The sequence below is a fragment of the Streptomyces endophyticus genome (genome assembly GCF_035798155.1).
Lineage (GTDB): Bacteria > Actinomycetota > Actinomycetes > Streptomycetales > Streptomycetaceae > Streptomyces > Streptomyces endophyticus.
Genome location: NZ_JAOZYC010000125.1, coordinates 79,177 through 94,198, shown reverse-complemented (window position 1 = coordinate 94,198; position 15,022 = coordinate 79,177). Strand labels below are relative to the sequence as shown.

General features: G+C 71.3%; 14 protein-coding genes and 1 pseudogene. 9 read left to right on the top strand and 6 right to left on the bottom strand.

The window, feature by feature from the left end; translation table 11 throughout:
- Window positions 1–3,029: DNA polymerase III subunit alpha (locus OKJ99_RS20805; RefSeq protein WP_326018461.1), on the top strand; the 3,029-nt coding region annotated here is incomplete at its 5' end.
- The gene (locus OKJ99_RS20800; RefSeq protein ID WP_326018459.1) at window positions 3,026–4,039 is read left to right on the top strand and encodes a DNA polymerase Y family protein; all 1,014 of its coding nucleotides are present in this window, start codon (window positions 3,026–3,028) and stop codon (window positions 4,037–4,039) included. The genes OKJ99_RS20805 and OKJ99_RS20800, both read left to right, overlap by 4 nt.
- A gap of 200 nt (window positions 4,040–4,239) precedes the next feature.
- On the opposite strand, the gene OKJ99_RS20795 is transcribed toward OKJ99_RS20800, so the two are convergent.
- Window positions 4,240–5,160: a lytic polysaccharide monooxygenase auxiliary activity family 9 protein gene (locus tag OKJ99_RS20795; RefSeq protein ID WP_326018457.1), complete on the bottom strand. Its 921-nt coding sequence runs from the start codon at window positions 5,158–5,160 to the stop codon at window positions 4,240–4,242.
- A 131-nt stretch (window positions 5,161–5,291) separates the two neighbouring features.
- A complete protein-coding gene (locus tag OKJ99_RS20790) occupies window positions 5,292–5,981 on the bottom strand; it encodes a response regulator (RefSeq protein ID WP_326018478.1) in 690 nt (229 codons plus the stop codon).
- 155 nt (window positions 5,982–6,136) lie between these two features.
- Between OKJ99_RS20790 and OKJ99_RS20785 the strand changes: the two genes are divergently transcribed.
- The 4 genes from OKJ99_RS20785 to OKJ99_RS20770 are packed head-to-tail and all read left to right on the top strand — an operon-like array spanning window position 6,137 to window position 9,630.
- Window positions 6,137–7,120: a Bug family tripartite tricarboxylate transporter substrate binding protein gene (locus OKJ99_RS20785; protein ID WP_326018476.1), complete on the top strand. Its 984-nt coding sequence runs from the start codon at window positions 6,137–6,139 to the stop codon at window positions 7,118–7,120.
- The gene (locus tag OKJ99_RS20780; protein ID WP_326018455.1) at window positions 7,117–7,647 is read left to right on the top strand and encodes a tripartite tricarboxylate transporter TctB family protein; all 531 of its coding nucleotides are present in this window, start codon (window positions 7,117–7,119) and stop codon (window positions 7,645–7,647) included. Before OKJ99_RS20785 ends, OKJ99_RS20780 begins: the two co-directional genes overlap by 4 nt.
- 1 nt (window position 7,648) lies before the next feature.
- The gene (locus OKJ99_RS20775) at window positions 7,649–9,157 is read left to right on the top strand and encodes a tripartite tricarboxylate transporter permease (RefSeq protein WP_326018454.1); all 1,509 of its coding nucleotides are present in this window, start codon (window positions 7,649–7,651) and stop codon (window positions 9,155–9,157) included.
- Window positions 9,154–9,630 carry a GNAT family N-acetyltransferase gene (locus OKJ99_RS20770; RefSeq protein WP_326018452.1) on the top strand — a complete coding sequence of 159 codons (477 nt, stop codon included), beginning with the start codon at window positions 9,154–9,156 and terminating at the stop codon, window positions 9,628–9,630. Before OKJ99_RS20775 ends, OKJ99_RS20770 begins: the two co-directional genes overlap by 4 nt.
- 10 nt (window positions 9,631–9,640) lie before the next feature.
- Here OKJ99_RS20770 and OKJ99_RS20765 read toward each other — a convergent pair whose 3' ends face one another.
- Window positions 9,641–9,778, bottom strand: a complete 138-nt coding sequence (locus tag OKJ99_RS20765) for a hypothetical protein (RefSeq protein WP_326018450.1) — start codon at window positions 9,776–9,778, stop codon at window positions 9,641–9,643.
- 108 nt (window positions 9,779–9,886) lie between these two features.
- On the opposite strand from OKJ99_RS20765, the gene OKJ99_RS20760 reads away from it, so the two are divergent.
- Window positions 9,887–10,498 carry a class I SAM-dependent methyltransferase gene (locus OKJ99_RS20760; RefSeq protein WP_326018448.1) on the top strand — a complete coding sequence of 204 codons (612 nt, stop codon included), beginning with the start codon at window positions 9,887–9,889 and terminating at the stop codon, window positions 10,496–10,498.
- 61 nt (window positions 10,499–10,559) lie between these two features.
- Here the strand turns inward: OKJ99_RS20760 and OKJ99_RS20755 are convergent.
- Both OKJ99_RS20755 and OKJ99_RS20750 read right to left on the bottom strand, forming a co-directional pair.
- A pseudogene (locus OKJ99_RS20755) lies at window positions 10,560–10,805 on the bottom strand (DUF402 domain-containing protein); the annotation flags it as partial.
- A complete protein-coding gene (locus OKJ99_RS20750; RefSeq protein ID WP_326018446.1) occupies window positions 10,783–11,718 on the bottom strand; it encodes a GNAT family N-acetyltransferase in 936 nt (311 codons plus the stop codon). The pseudogene OKJ99_RS20755 and the gene OKJ99_RS20750, both read right to left, overlap by 23 nt.
- A gap of 71 nt (window positions 11,719–11,789) precedes the next feature.
- On the opposite strand from OKJ99_RS20750, the gene OKJ99_RS20745 reads away from it, so the two are divergent.
- Window positions 11,790–12,161, top strand: coding sequence for a GntR family transcriptional regulator (locus OKJ99_RS20745; RefSeq protein ID WP_407700731.1), 372 nt, complete (start codon window positions 11,790–11,792; stop codon window positions 12,159–12,161).
- Between the two features lie 164 nt (window positions 12,162–12,325).
- Here OKJ99_RS20745 and OKJ99_RS20740 read toward each other — a convergent pair whose 3' ends face one another.
- A complete protein-coding gene (locus OKJ99_RS20740) occupies window positions 12,326–13,420 on the bottom strand; it encodes a DUF5925 domain-containing protein (protein ID WP_326018444.1) in 1,095 nt (364 codons plus the stop codon).
- Between the two features lie 162 nt (window positions 13,421–13,582).
- Between OKJ99_RS20740 and OKJ99_RS20735 the strand changes: the two genes are divergently transcribed.
- Window positions 13,583–15,004, top strand: a complete 1,422-nt coding sequence (locus tag OKJ99_RS20735) for a GH39 family glycosyl hydrolase (protein ID WP_326018442.1) — start codon at window positions 13,583–13,585, stop codon at window positions 15,002–15,004.
- Window positions 15,005–15,022: the final 18 nt, after the last annotated feature.

Sequence of the window (15,022 nt, the reverse complement as noted above, 5' to 3'; positions counted from 1 at the left end):
AGAACCTGGCGAGGCCCGCGACGAGCGTGACGAGCAGCGGCCCGACCCAGCCGACGATCCGCTCCGCCTGCGCGGCGCTGCGCATCGAGGTCGTCTCCCACGGACTGAGCGGCACCGGGACCGGCTCGCTGCGGCACGCCGCCCGCGCCCTCGGATTCGCCGCGGACCAGGGGATCGCCCCGGTGCTCAGCAACGCCGTCCGGTACGCCGACCGCGGGCAGGGCCCGGTCGCGGACGTGCTGGACTCCGCGCGCCGCCTCGTGCCGATCGACCAGCGCTCCACGCTCGACAGCGGCGAACGGTGGCTCAAGCCCGCGGGGGACATGGCCGCCATCGCCCTGAAGGTGGCCGAGGCCGCCGGATACCGCGAGAACACCGCGCGCCGCCTCCTCGATGTCACCGAGGAGACCGCCAGGGCCTGCCGGGTCGACCCCGAGGACGACCTGGGGCTCGGCCGGGTGCACTTCCCCGAACCGGACCTCGTCGGCGCCGCCCGGCGCACCCCCGACCGGGTGCTGCGCTCGCGCTGCGACGCCGCGATGCTGGCCCGCCGCTACGACAGGAAGCGCCGGTACTGGGAGCGCCTGGAGGACGAGCTGGGCCTGATCGAACGGCTCGGCTACGCCTCTTACTTCCTCACCGTCGCCCAAGTGGTCGCAGACACAAGGGAGTTGGGCATCCGGGTCGCCGCGCGCGGTTCCGGCGCGGGCTCGCTGGTCAACCACCTGCTCGGCATCGCCACCGCCGACCCGGTCGAACACGGGCTGTTGATGGAGCGTTTCCTGTCCGAGCAGCGCATGGAGCTGCCCGACATCGACATCGACGTGGAGTCCGCCCGCCGCCTGGAGGTCTACCGGGCGATCCTGGACCGCTTCGGACCCGAACGGGTGGCCACCGTGTCCATGCCGGAGACCTACCGCGTCCGCCATGCCGTACGGGACGTGGGCCTCGCTCTCGGTATGGAGCCCGCCGAGGTGGACCGGCTCGCCAAGTCCTTCCCGCACATCCGCGCCCGCGACGCCCGCTCCGCGCTCCAGGAACTGCCGGAGCTGCGCGGCATCGACCCCGAGGCGCACGGCGGGAGCAGGATGTGGGACCTGGTCGAGGCGCTCGACGCGCTGCCGCGCGGGATCGCCATGCACCCGTGCGGGGTGCTGCTCTCGGACACGTCCCTGCTGCGGCGCACCCCCGTCGTGCCGACCAGCACCGAGGGCTTTCCCATGTCCCAGTTCGACAAGGAGGACGTGGAGGACCTCGGGCTGCTCAAGCTCGACGTCCTCGGGGTGCGGATGCAGTCCGCGATGGCGCACTCGGTCAAGGAGATCGAGCGGGTGGGCGGTCGCCGCATCGACCTGGACGATCCGGCGCAGGTGCCGCCGGGCGATCCGAAGACGTACCGGCTCATCCAGTCCTCGCAGACCCTGGGCTGCTTCCAGACCGAGTCGCCGGGCCAGCGCGACCTCCTCGCGCGGCTGCTGCCCGAGACCTTCCACGACCTGGTCGTGGACATCTCGCTGTTCCGCCCCGGGCCGGTCGCGGCCAACATGGTCGACCCGTTCATCAAGGCACGGCACGGCAAGCAGGCGCCCGCGTACCCGCATCCGGATCTGAAGGAGGCGCTGGAGGAGACGTGCGGCGTGGTCGTCTTCCACGAGCAGATCATCAAGATCCTGCACGTGATGACCGGGTGCAGCCTCGCCTTCGGCGACTACACGCGGCGAGCGCTCTCGCGCCCGGACCAACTCGGTCGGGTGCGCGCCTGGTTCGCGCAGCAGGCCCGCAAGCGCGGATACGCGGAGGAGGTCGTGACGCGGACCTGGGAGATCGTCGAGGCGTTCGGCGCGTACGGGTTCTGCAAGGCGCACGCCGTCGCGTTCGCCGTCCCCTCGTACCAGTCGGCGTGGCTGAAGGCGCACCATCCGGCCGCGTTCTACGCCGGGTTGCTCACGCACGACCCCGGTATGTACCCGAAGCGGCTGCTGCTCGCGGACGCCCGGCGGTGGGGGGTGCCGGTGCTGCCGCTCGATGTGAACGCGTCGGATCCGGCCTATCGAATCGAACTGGTGTCTGATGGCGGTGACGGTTCCGGTGGTTCCGGCGGTTCCGGCGGTTCCGTCCATGGTGTCCGACTCGCGCTCGACGATGTGCGCGGCATGAGCGAGGCCGAGGCGGAGCGGATCGTCGCGGGGCGCCCCTACGTCTCGCTCCAGGACTTCCTCTCCCGCGCCCGCCCGTCCCGGCCGGTCGCCGAACGGCTCGCGCAGGTCGGCGCGTTGGACGCTTTCGGGCGCAACCGGCGGGACCTGATGCTGCACATCGCCGAATCGCGACGGGGTCAACGAGGCAGTGCCCAAGGCCAGTTGGCTCTCGGCGAGACCGACGCCGCGCCCGACACGGTCGCCCCCGCCCAGCTGCCCGACCTCGACGACGCCGAACGGCTCGGCGCCGAGCTCGGCGTGCTCGGCATGGACACCTCGCGCCATCTCCTGGGCGACCACCGGGAGTTGCTCGACGAACTCGGCGTGGCCTCCGCGCACCGCCTCAAGGACCTGCCGCACGGACAGGTGGTCCTGGTCGCCGGCGCGAAGGGCGCCGTGCAGACACCACCGGTCCGCTCCGGCAAGCGCGTCATCTTCACGACGCTCGATGACACCTCGGGCCTCGTCGACTGCGCGTTCTTCGAGGACAGCCACGACGCCAGCGCGCACACCGTCTTCCACTCCTGGCTGCTCCTCGTACGCGGCGTGGTGCAGCGCAGGGGTGGCGGCAGCGGCAAGGCACTGTCGGTCACCGGATCCGCCGCCTGGGACCTGGCCGAACTCGCCGAACTGCGCCGCACGGGCGGCCTGTCCGCGGTGACGGACCGGCTCACAGAGGAGCGCCCCGCGGCCGCCGACCAGGCGGAGGGGCGCAGCATCCGCCTGGAGACCGGCTACGACCTGCACCCCTGGGCGGACCTGCAACCGCCCGGCGAATCCGTCAAGCAGAGCCGCAAGTTGTGGCACCAGAGCCCGGGGAGCGCGGGATGACGCAGCCGACGCGGACGACGCCGGGAAGTGCGGAAGCGGTGCCGACGCAGATTCTGTACGTCCACTTCCACGACCTGGTGGACGAGGGGCTCCACCTCCGGCTGCTCGCCCTGCTGGCCGAGTTCACGCCCCTCGTGCAGGCACTGCCGCCGGACGCCGCGCTCGCCGACGTCACGGGCAGCCTGCGCTACTTCGGCACGGACGCCCCGGCCCTGGCCGAGCGGATCCGGGCCCGCACCGGGGGCCTGTACGGGCTCCGCTCCACCATCGGCGTCGCCGCGAATCCGATGCTGGCCCGCATGGTCGCCGTCGACGGGCCACCCTCGGCGGTCCGTGAACTCCCCGACGACCTGGACGCGGTCACCGCCTTCCTCGCGCACAAACCCGCCGCCGCGCTGCACGGCGTGGGGCCGGCGACCGCCCGCACCCTGTCCTCGTACGGCCTCGACAGCGTCGGCCGGATCGCCGCCGCGCCGCTCGGCACCCTGCAACGGATCCTCGGCGCCACCGCGGGGCGCCGACTGTACGACGCGGCGCGTGGCCTCGACCCGACACCGGTGGTCCCGGCGGCCCCCGCCCGCTCGATCCGCGTCGAACACGACTTCCCGCAGGACGAGTTGGACCGCGACCGGCAGCGGGCCGCGCTGCTCGCGCTCACCGACCGGCTCGGCCTGCGGCTGCGCGCCGAGGAGCAGGCGGCGGGCGCCCTCGCCCTCACCGTGCGCTACGTGGACCGCAGCACGACCACGCGCATCCGCACCCTGCGGGAGGCGTCCGCCCATACCCCGACGCTGACCTCGCTCGCGTACGAGCTTCATGAGCGGCTCGGGTTGCAGCGGGCCCGTGTGCGGTCCTTCGCGTTGCGGGCCGAGCAGTTGGTTCCGGCGGAACGGGCTTCGCGACAGCTTTTGTTCGATCCGGCGGATGAGCGGGCCAGGTGTATCGAGGCGGTGGTCGACCGCGCCCGGACCAGATTCGGCCCGGACGCGGTCCGCCCAGCGGCGGCCTGAGCAATCCCCTGCGGGGGGCCTGAGCCGATCAAGCCCCTGCGGCGGGTGGGCAAATCAAGCCCCTGCGGCGATTGAGCAGGCGGCTCCCGGGCCGAACCCCGGGGCTCCGCCCCGGACCCCGCTGCTCACTCGCCGCAGGGGCTTAAATGGCTCAAGCGCCGCAGGGGCTTAAACGGCTCAATCGCCGCAGGGGAATTGGGCTAGCGGACGTGACGGCCACCCGCGGCGCGGCGGCGCATTGAGGCGAACAGGCCGGCCGCGCCGATCGCCAGGGCAGCCGCGCCGCCCATCGCGATGTACGGCGTGGTGGAGTCGCCACCCGTCTCCGCGAGGTTCTCCGAACCACCCTGCGCGGCCGGGGCGTTGGTGTGGTCGCCCATGTCCATGCCGCTGTGGTCGACCGTCGACTTGTCGGCGTCCGCCGCGATCTGCTGGTCCGTGGGCTCGGACGCCTCCTTCGTCGTGGCGGCGGCCGTGGACGCGCCGCCGTACGTCACGTCCGAGCAGGAGTAGAACGCCTCCGGGCTGTCCGAGCGCTGCCAGATGCCGTAGATCAGCTGGCGGCCCGTGCGGTCCGGGAGCTTCCCGGAGAACGTGTAGTAGCCGCCCGAAGCCGTCGGGTCCGTCTTCGTCGCGACCGGGTTCTCCATGTCCAGGTCGGACCACTTCAGCGGCTTCGACGCGTCGTAGCTCTGCTTCGTCATGTAGAGGTTGAAGGTGCCCTTGTGCTGGGCGGTCACCTTGTACTTGAAGGTGTACGAGCCGGCCGAGACCTTCGTGGCGGGCCAGTCGTCGCGGGCCAGGTCCATGCCCTTGAACTCGTCGGAGTTCGCCGAGCACAGCTTGCCGTCCGGGATGTTCTCCTGGTGCTTGCCGGCCGCCTCGCCGTCCCGGATGCCGTTCCAGTCGTACAGGGCCTGCGGGCCGCCCTCGGCGACCGCCGCCTTGCACGCCGCGGACGTGGGGCTCTCGGCGCCCTCCGCGTAACAGGCGGCGACCCGGCTGGCCGGGTCGCCGAGCGTGCCGTGCGCCGCGGCGGGTGTCGCGGACAGGGCGGTGAGGGCGAGGGGGATCGCCCCGACCGTGGTGAGCGCGGCGAGCTTGCGACGGCTTGCGGGCATGGGGGTACTCCTTGATCGAGTGCATTGGGGGGTGCGGCAAGGAAGTTAGCCCGAAAAAACGCCCCGTTCGGCCCCTGGGAGCGCTCCGAGTGGATCTTTATGGCCCCCTTAAGACGCCACTCAGACTCCGCTCAGGACACCCACCGATACCGGCGCTCAGGACGCCCCGTCCCGCCGTACCGGAGCGTCACCCGCGCCCGTCCGGTGCCCGCGAAGAACTCCAGGTACCGGCGCGCGCTCACCCGCGACAGACTGCCCGCCTCCTGGGCGCACTCCGTCGCCGAGAGCCCCGCCGGATGGGCGCGCAGCGTCCGCTCCACCAGATCCGCGGTGTGCGCGGCGAGCCCCTTCGGCAGCTCCCTCGAACCCGGCGGGCGGGCACCGAAGATCTGGTCGACGTCCTCCTGGCGGGCCTCGTCCAGATCGTCGAGGCGGGTCCGCAGCGCCGCCACATGCCTCAACTGCTCCTGCAACGCCGCCTGGTTGAACGGCTTGATCAGGTAGTGCAGCGCCCCCGCCCGCAGCGCCGCCCGCACCATCTCGGCTTCCCGCGCAGCCGTGATGAACAGCGCGTCCACCGGGGTACGGGCCGTGTCCCGCTCCTCCGCGGCCCGCAGCTTCCGCAACACCTCGATGCCGTCCATGTCCGGCAAGTACACGTCCAGGAGCACCAGATCGGGCCGCAGCGACTCAGCGGCGCGCAACGCGTCCGCGCCGCTGTGCGCCACCCCGGCCACCACGAATCCGTCCATCGCGGACACGTACCGGCTGTGCAGCTTCGCGACCATGAAGTCGTCGTCCACGATCAAGACCTTGATCAAGACCTTTGTCACTGGCGCAGGGTAGGTGCGCGACCACAAGGACCACAACGTCCGTTGCTTGCGGAAGGGAGACAGCTTGTTAACGCGTAGGCAACATGTGGGCCACCTCACAACCAAACGGCCGTCAAGACGAACCCAAGAAGTAGGTGTCACACGTGCGCCTGCGCACACCCCTCGCCCTGCTCGGGGCCGCAACTCTCGTCCTGGTGGCGCCGCCACTGCTCACCACGGGCAGCGGCGCCGGCACCGGCACCCAGATCCCCGGCCTGCGCCTCATGGTCCCCAACACCCCCGGCGGCGGCTACGACATCACGGCGCGCACCGCCGCCAAGAACGCCGAGGACGCCGAACTCACCCACAACATCGAGGTGTTCAACCTGCCCGGCGCAGGCGGCACCGTCGGCCTCACCCGCCTCGTCGGCGAACACGGCAACGGCAAGCTGGCCATGTCCATGGGCCTCGGCGTCGTCGGGGCCGCCCGCTCCAACCACTCCCCGAAGACCCTCGCCGACACCACCCCCATCGCCCGGCTCACCGAGGAGCCCGATGTCGTCGTGGTCGCGAAGGACTCCCCGTACAAGAACATCAAGCAGCTCATCGACGCCTGGAAGAAGAACCCCGGCAAGCTGCCCGTCGGCGGCGGCTCCTCACCCGGCGGCCCCGACCACCTGGCCCCCATGCTGATGGCGCGCGCCGCCGGCATCCAGCCCAAAAAGGTCAACTACGTCCCGTTCGACGGCGGCGGCGAACTCCTCGCCTCCATCCTCGGCAACAAGGTCGCCTTCGGCGTCTCCGGCGTCGGCGAGTACCTCGACCAGATCAAGAGCGGCGAACTGCGCCTCCTCGCCGTCACGGGGCCCGAACGCGCCGCCGGCCTCGACGGACCCACCCTCAAGGAGTCCGGCTACGACGTGGACTTCACCAACTGGCGCGGCATCGTCGCCCCGCCCGGCCTGTCCGGCGCGGAGCGCGACAAACTCACCCACCTCGTACGGAAGTTGCACGCTTCCAAGGAGTGGAAGAAGTCGCTGAAGACGAACGGCTGGGACGACGCCTTCCTCGTCGGCGACGACTTCGGGACGTTCCTCGACGCCGAGGACAAGCGGGTCGTGTCCGTACTGAAGGAGCTGGGGCTGTGACCCTCACCGAGACCAAGGAAGAGCCAAGGACCGCCACGTCCTGGCTGCGCGAACACTCCGAACTCGGCGTCTGCGTCCTGCTGTTGGCGCTCGGCGTCCTCGTCCTCACCGACGCGCTCACCATGGACGTCGACATCGCCCAGCGCGGACCCGTCGGCCCGAAGACCGTGCCGGTCGTCGTCGGCATCGGGCTCCTCGCCGTCGCCGTCCTGCTCGCCGTCGACGTACTGCGCGGCGGCAGGGGACAGGCCGAGGCCGGCGAGGACATCGACCTGTCCGAACCCGCCGACTGGCGCACCGTGCTGCTACTCGCAGGCGTCTTCCTCGCCACCGCCGTACTCATCGAACCGCTCGGCTTCCCGATCGCGGGCGCGCTGCTGTTCTGGGGCGCCGCGTACGCGCTCGGCAGCCGCCACACGACCCGCGACCCCCTGATCGCCGCGGGCCTCTCCCTGATCACCTTCGTCCTCTTCAACAACCTGCTCGGCGTCCCCCTGCCGGGCGGCCCCCTGATGGGAGTGCTGTGAGATGAACGCCCTCAACTCCCTCATGGACGGCTTCGGTACCGCCCTCACCCCCATCAACCTCCTCTGGGCCGCGATCGGCGTTCTGCTCGGCACGGCCATCGGCGTCCTGCCCGGCATCGGCCCCGCCATGGCGGTCGCCCTGCTGCTCCCGGTGACGTACGGACTCGAACCCACCGGCGCGTTCATCATGTTCGCGGGCATCTACTACGGCGCCATGTTCGGCGGCTCGACGACCTCGATCCTCCTCAACACCCCGGGGGAGAGCGCCGCCGTGGTCGCCGCCATGGAGGGCAACCCCATGGCGAAGGCCGGACGCGGCGCACAGGCCCTCGCGGCCGCCGCCGTCGGACACTTCGCCGGCGGCATGATCGGCACGATCCTGCTGGTCGCCCTCGCCCCGAAGGTCGCCTCGCTCGCCGTCGACATCGGCGCGCCCGACTACTTCGCCATCATGGTCCTCGCGTTCATCGCGGTGACCTCGGTGCTCGGCTCGTCCCGCGTACGAGGCCTCGCCTCACTGCTCATCGGCCTCACGATCGGGCTCGTCGGCCTCGACCAGATGACCGGCCAACAGCGGCTCACCTTCGGCTCGTTGCAGCTCGCCGACGGCATCGACGTCGTCATCGTCGCGGTCGGCCTCTTCGCCATCGGCGAGGCCCTGTGGGTGGCCGCCCATCTGCGCCGCACGAGCGGCGAGGCGATCCCGGTCGGTCGCCCCTGGCTCGGCGGCCCGGACGTGAAGCGCACCTGGAAGTCCTGGCTGCGCGGCCCGCTCATCGGCTTCCCGTTCGGCGCGATCCCCGCGGGCGGCGCCGAGATCCCCACGTTCCTCTCCTACGTCACCGAGAAGCGCCTGTCCAAGCACAAGGACGAGTGGGGCAAGGGCGCCATCGAGGGCGTGGCGGGGCCCGAGTCGGCGGCCTCGGCATCGGCGGCGGGCACGCTGGTCTCGATGCTGACCCTCGGCCTCCCGACGACCGCCGTCGCCGCGGTCATGCTGGCGGCCTTCCAGCAGTACGGGATCCAGCCGGGCCCGCTCCTCTTCGAACGCGAACCGGAGCTGGTCTGGGGCCTCATCGCCTCGCTCTTCGTCGGCATGGTGCTCCTGCTCGCCCTGAACCTCCCCCTGGCGCCGGTCTGGGCGAAGCTGCTGCGCATCCCCCGCCCGTACCTCTACGCCGGCATCCTCTTCTTCGCCGCGGTCGGCGCGTACGCGGTCGGCGGCGAGTCCATCGACCTCGTCATCCTGCTGGTCATCGGCCTCATCGGCTTCGGCATGCGCCGCTACGGGCTGCCCGTGCTGCCCGCCGTCATCGGCGTCATCCTCGGCCCGAACGCCGAGCAACAGCTGCGCCGCGCCCTCCAGATCAGCGACGGCAGCGTCAGCGGCCTGGTCAACACGCCGTTCTCCGTGACGGTCTACGCGGTCGTCCTGCTCATCGTGGCGTGGCCATTGCTGAAGAAGCTGGTGGTGCGCGGAAGGGGAAGTGACGTAGACAGGACGGCATGACCAACGAGAGTCCTGCCCCTGAGATCCGTCGGGCCACGGCCGCGGACGTGCCGGCCGTCAAGGCGGTCACGGACGCGGCGTACCACCACTACATCGCCCGCATCGGCGTCGTGCCGGCACCCATGGAGGCAGACCACGCGGCGAACGTGGCGGCGGGCCTGGTGTACGTCACGGGGGAGCCGGACGTGACCGGCCTGGTCGTCGTCGAGGCGCGTCCCGACCATCTCTTCCTCGACAGCATCGCGGTCCACCCCGACGCCCACGGGCAGGGGGTGGGCCGCCGCCTGCTCACCTTCGTGGACGAGCACGCGCGCGTACTGGGCCTCCCGGAGGTGCGGCTCTACACGAACGCACTCATGTGGGAGAACCAGGAGCTGTACCCGCGCTACGGATACGAGATCGTGGAGCGCCGCACGGACGGCCCCTACGACCGCGTCCACTACCGCAAGCGGCTGGGTCTGAGCGTCATCTGACCGGCCCCGCTCATTCGTCGGGCCACCAGGTCTTGCGGACGTCCTTGCGCACTTCCGGACGTTCGCGCGTGAGGTCGGCCGCGTCCTCGCGCAGCCGGCGCCGGATGCTGCTCGATCCGGTCGGCTTGTGCATGGTCACTCGGCGCATGGTGCCTCCTGTACCTACACGGGTTCCAACGTGGTGCCGTTGTAGACCTGTTCCCGGAGGGTCCCCCTTCGAAGCGCAATTGTCAGTGGTGCTTGTCACGATGGGGGCATGACGACGTATGGGGGAACGGCCGAGGGGCCGATCGACTGGGACGCCGCGGCGGTCGGCTTCGACGAGGAGCCGGATCACGGCCTGCGGGAGCCGGAGGTGCGTGCGGCGTGGGCGGGGCGGCTCGCGGGATGGCTGCCGGAGGGGCCCTCTGACGTGCTCGACCTCGGGTGCGGGACGGGCAGTCTGTCACTCCTCGCGGCCGAGCGGGGGCATCGGGTGACCGGGGTGGACAGCGCGCCGGGGATGCTGGAACTCGCCCGGCGCAAGCTCGCGGGGCGTGACGCGGAGTTTCTGCTCGGGGACGCGGCGGAGCCGCCGGTGGAGCCGGGGGCGTACGACGTGGTACTGGCCCGGCACGTGCTGTGGGTGCTGCCCGGCACCGGGGCCGTCCTGCGGCGCTGGGTGTCGCTGCTGCGGCCCGGCGGGCGGCTCGTCCTCGTGGAGGGGGTGTGGGGCGAGCTGAGCCCGGTCGGGATACCGGCGGCCCGCCTGACGGACGCGCTGGCACCGCTCGTCGCGGACGTCCGGCGGGAGCCCCTGTCGGGGGACGCGCGGCTGTGGGGGCGGGAGGTCGCGGACGAGCGGTACGCGGTGGTCGCTGTCACGTGAGGGGTGGGAACTCGCCCCGCTTCGCCAGGAGTTCCAGCTCGCAGCGGATGTCGCCGTCGTCGGTGCGCACGGCGGCGATGTCGCAGTACCAGCCCTTGAGGGAGCCGTCCGCCGCGCGGACCTCCTTCATCGAGTACCAGCGATCGCGCCAGCCAGTAGTGCTCGGTGAAGACGTCGCCGGGGGGCCGCGGACCGTGACGCGGGTGCCGTCGTCGTGGAGGAGGTCCACCGGGTAACTGATCTTTGTACGGCCCGCTTTGACCAGGTGCACGTGGAGGGCGCGGTCAGTGGGCGAGGGTGCGGACATGGCGGATCTCCGTCGCGTCGAGTACGTATCCGAACCACTTGTTGATCGCGAGCATCGGCTCGTTGCCGGCGTCGTTTCCCGTGTACGCCACCGTGACGCCGGCGGCGCGGGCCCGGTGCAGGGAGTCGTTCTTGGCGAGCTTGGCCAGGCCGCGGCCGCGGAAGGCACGGGCCGTGCCGGTCATGCCCGACATATAGCGTCCATCGCCGTCCGTGAGGGCTGCCGTGAACGCGGCGGGGGTGCCGTCCACGACCGCTACCGTCGTCAGCTCGTGGCTCAGCAGGGGATGGTGCCAGGTGTCGCGCAACCACTGGTCGTAGTCGGTGAGTTCGGCCTGGATGTCGCCCGGTTCGTCGGACGTGGCCTCCGCGTCCAGCTCGAAGAGGGGGCGGGGGTCCTTCGCGTAGCCGGAGGCGGTGCGCAACTCCACGTGGGGCGGGGTGGCCCGGCGGGGCGGGAGGGGGCCGACCGTCAGGTCGAGGCGGAGGAAGTGGGCGCTGCGGCTCGCCCGGTAGCCGCGAGCGGCGGCCCAGGCCAGGTTGCGCGGGGCGTCCAGGGCCCAGCAGTGCACCTCCGTCGCGCCGTGCCGGCCGAGGTACTCCTCCGCCGTGCGCAGCAGGAGGGCGCCGGCACCGTGGCCCGTGTGCTCGGGGTGTACGTATACGTTCGCGTACCCCTGGCCCGGCTCCGGGCTGTCGTACGCGAGGCCCACCTGCGCCGTGCCGATCACCTCGCCGGCACCGGTCTGGGCGACCAACTGGCGGTAGTGGGCGCCCGGGTGGGCGTGCGTGGCGTCGTACGCGATGGAGGCCGGGGTGGCGAGCATGGCGGGCAGACAGGTCCGGCGGACTCGGGCGAAGGCCTCCGTGTCGGCCGGATTGTCGAGGTGCAGCGCGCGCACGATGACGGTCATGGGGGCGCACGCTACGCGCCGCGCGCTACCGGGTGCCTCTTATTTTTTGGTGCTGCGGGAGAATCGGCCGCGTGACCTTGAAGATCCGCATTGGCATTGACGACAGTGGCGCGCCGTACGAGCAGGTGCGGGCCCAGATCTCCGAGCTCGCCCGGTCGGGGGCGCTGCCCGTCGGGTACAAGCTGCCCACGGTGCGCGGGCTCGCCGAGGAGCTCGGCCTCGCCGCGAACACGGTGGCCAAGGCGTACCGGGCCCTGGAGACGGACGGGGTGATCGAGACGCGGGGCCGCAACGGCACGTTCATCGCCTCTGCCGGGGACGCGGCGGAGCGGGAGGCGTCGTCGGCGGCGCAGGCGTACGCGGAGCGGGCGCGGCGGCTCGGATTGTCGGAGGACGCGGCCCTGTCCGCCGCCCGGGACGCGCTGCGCGCGGCGTACGCGTAGGCGTGGCCGGGGCCACCCGTCGTCGTTGCGCGGCACCGGGGTGCCGCCTTGCCCACCCTGCCGCCCAAGGCGGCAGATTGCCCAAGGCGGTGGCATATCAAGCCCCTGCGGCGATTGAGCAGCGGGGTGCGGGGCGGAGCCCCGTGGCGTAGGGGGACGAGGGCCTACAGGTACAGTCCCGCATCCGCGCCGCCCCGCTGGTCCGGGACCGACGTCGGGGAGATGCCTCGGCGCAACGCGTACAGCTCCGCCAGCGTCGCGCCCTCGCGGCTCACACCCTCGTCCGTGCCGAGCCAGTCCGTGGCCTCGCGGCGGGTCAAGGGGGAGACCTCGATGCGGGCCAGGCAGCGGCCGGGGCGGACCACCGCGGGGTGGAGGCGCTCCAGGTCCTCGTTGGTGGTGACGCCCACCAGGACGTTGCGGCCCTGGCCCAGCAGGCCGTCCGTCAGGTTCAGCAACCGCGACAACGCCTGGCCCGCCGTGTGCTTCGCCTCGCCGCGGATCAGCTCGTCGCAGTCCTCCAGGAGGAGAAGCCGCCAGCGCCCGTTCGCCGAGCCGTCGTCCTCGCCGATCGCGATGTCCATCAAGTAGCCGACGTCCGAGAAGAGCCGCTCGGGGTCGAGGACGCAGTCGACCTGGCACCAGTCCCGCCACGAGCGGGCCAGCGTGCGCAGGGCGGACGTCTTGCCCGTGCCCGGCGGGCCGTGCAGGAGGAGCAGCCGGCCCGCGATGTCCTCGGGGCGCGTCTTCATCAGCCCGTCCATCGCCTCGGCGACCGGCGCCGTGTAGTTGGGGCGCACCTCCTCCCACGTACCGGCCGAGATCTGGCGCGTCGTGCGGTGCGGGCCGCGGCGCGGGGACACGTACCAGAAGCCCATCGCCACGTTCTCCGGCTGCGGCTCCGGCTCGTCGGCCGCACCGTCCGTGGCCTGCCCCAGGACCTTCTCCGCCAGCTCCGCCGTCGTCGCCGTCACGGTGACGTCCGCGCCCCTGCTCCACCGGGAGATGAGCAGCGTCCACCCGTCGCCCTCGGCGAGCGTCGCGCTGCGGTCGTCGTCGCGCGCTGAGCGCAGCACCCGGGCGTTCGGCGGCAGCAGGGTCGCGGCGGAGCGCACCCGGTCGATGTTCCTCGCGTGCGAGTAGGGCTGCTCGCCCGTGGCGAAGCGGCCGAGGAACAGTGCGTCGACGACATCGGAGGGCGAGTCGCTGTCGTCGACGCCCAGCCGGACCGGCAGCGCGTCGAATGGGTTCGCAGACATGCCGCCATGATCCGGCACGAACGGGTCTCCCGCATGCAATTTCCGCAGCGTGACCCTGCCTCGTACCGGCCGACACGCGCGCCCCGGCTGTCGAACCTCGTTACGAGTCCGTGGCAACGGAGCTGGTCCTTCCGCCAACTCCCCTCGTTACTCTTGTCCTTGATGGGACGTCATGGGTGGGAATCGGGGGCGCGGCGATGGCGGTTCATCGCCCTGCTCGGCGTGGGTATGGCCGTACTGGCCCTGGTGCTGACCGTGATCAGCACGCTTCCGGACGGCAATCAGAGCACCGCGGGCACCACCACCGACGGTGACAGGGTGCACGGCACGCCCGGTGAGCCGCCGAAGGAGCTGGGGCCGCAGGTCGGCTGGGGGTTCACGCACACGCAGTTCTCCGCGGACGAGGGCTCGTCCGCCGCGACCGAGCGCGCGGAGAAGCTGCTCGGTGAGCGGCCGATGCCACAGAACCAGCACATCATGGGCTGGGGCGCGAGCAACCCGGAGCCGGTGAAGGGGCGTTACCAGTTCGAGGAGATGGACCGGCGGATCGACTTCATCCGCAAGTCCGGCGGCACGCCCGTGGTCACACTGTGCTGCGCGCCCGACTGGATGAAGGGCGGCAAGGCGGGCGTCGGCAACACGGACTGGAGCAAGGCGTCCCTCGAAACCGCGCCGTCGCCCGAGCACTACAAGGACTACGCGAACCTCGCGGCGACGGTCGCCAAGCGGTACCCGTACGTACGGCACTTCATCGTCTGGAACGAGTTCAAGGGCTTCTGGAACGACGGCAAGGGCCGCTGGGACTACGAGGGGTACACGAAGCTCTACAACCTCGTCTACAAGGCGCTGAAGGACGTCCGCAAGGACATCATGGTCGGCGGTCCCTATCTCGTCATGGACAGCCTCCATCCCCAGCAGAGCGACGGCGGGTCCGATGCGGTCAAGGGCGCCTGGGGGCGGATGGACCAGCGGATCGTCGACGCCTTCGACTACTGGAACAAGAACAAGGCGGGCGCCGATTTCGTCGTCGTCGACGGGTCCAGTTATACGAACGACGACGAGCTGCTGCCGGACGAGTTCGCCGCAACCGACAAGTTCACCGACGTCAGCGAGTGGATCGAGCGGCAGACCGACGGGCTGCCGCTGTGGTGGGCCGAGTACTACGTGGAGCCCGCCGACAGCAGGGACGAGCGGCAGGGCTGGAGCGAACCGCACCGGGTCGCCGTGCAGGCGTCCGGGATGATCGCGATGGTGATGGGCGGGGCGACGTCCGGGTTCTACTGGAACCCCGAGGACGAGAAGGGCGCGGGCTGCGCCGGCTGCCTGTGGCGGCCCACCGACCGTGCCTCCGGCGGGGGTGCGCTGCCGATGTACGGGCTGGTGTCGCGGTTCAACGAGGAGTTCGGGCCCGGCACGAAGTTCGAGAAGGTGTCGGTGGCCAAGGACGATGTGCCGAATGTGCGGGTGCTTGCCGATGACGAGGCCGTGCTGGTCGTGAATACGTTGAAGCGGCCGATCAGCGCGAAGATCGACGGACAGCGGTTCCGGATGCGGGGCTACGAGGTGAAGTGGTTGCGGCGGTAGTGGCCCCTGCGGTCGATG

Excerpts from the sequence above, each read along its gene's own strand:
- OKJ99_RS20800 (WP_326018459.1), top strand. The coding sequence starts at position 3,026 with ATGACGCAGCCGACGCGGACGACGCCGGGAAGTGCGGAAGCGGTGCCG.
- OKJ99_RS20795 (WP_326018457.1), bottom strand. The coding sequence starts at position 5,160 with ATGCCCGCAAGCCGTCGCAAGCTCGCCGCGCTCACCACGGTCGGGGCG.
- OKJ99_RS20775 (WP_326018454.1), top strand. The coding sequence starts at position 7,649 with ATGAACGCCCTCAACTCCCTCATGGACGGCTTCGGTACCGCCCTCACC.
- OKJ99_RS20770 (WP_326018452.1), top strand. The coding sequence starts at position 9,154 with ATGACCAACGAGAGTCCTGCCCCTGAGATCCGTCGGGCCACGGCCGCG.
- OKJ99_RS20765 (WP_326018450.1), bottom strand. The coding sequence starts at position 9,778 with ATGCGCCGAGTGACCATGCACAAGCCGACCGGATCGAGCAGCATCCGG.
- OKJ99_RS20760 (WP_326018448.1), top strand. The coding sequence starts at position 9,887 with ATGACGACGTATGGGGGAACGGCCGAGGGGCCGATCGACTGGGACGCC.
- OKJ99_RS20750 (WP_326018446.1), bottom strand. The coding sequence starts at position 11,718 with ATGACCGTCATCGTGCGCGCGCTGCACCTCGACAATCCGGCCGACACG.
- OKJ99_RS20740 (WP_326018444.1), bottom strand. The coding sequence starts at position 13,420 with ATGTCTGCGAACCCATTCGACGCGCTGCCGGTCCGGCTGGGCGTCGAC.
- OKJ99_RS20735 (WP_326018442.1), top strand. The coding sequence starts at position 13,583 with ATGGGACGTCATGGGTGGGAATCGGGGGCGCGGCGATGGCGGTTCATC.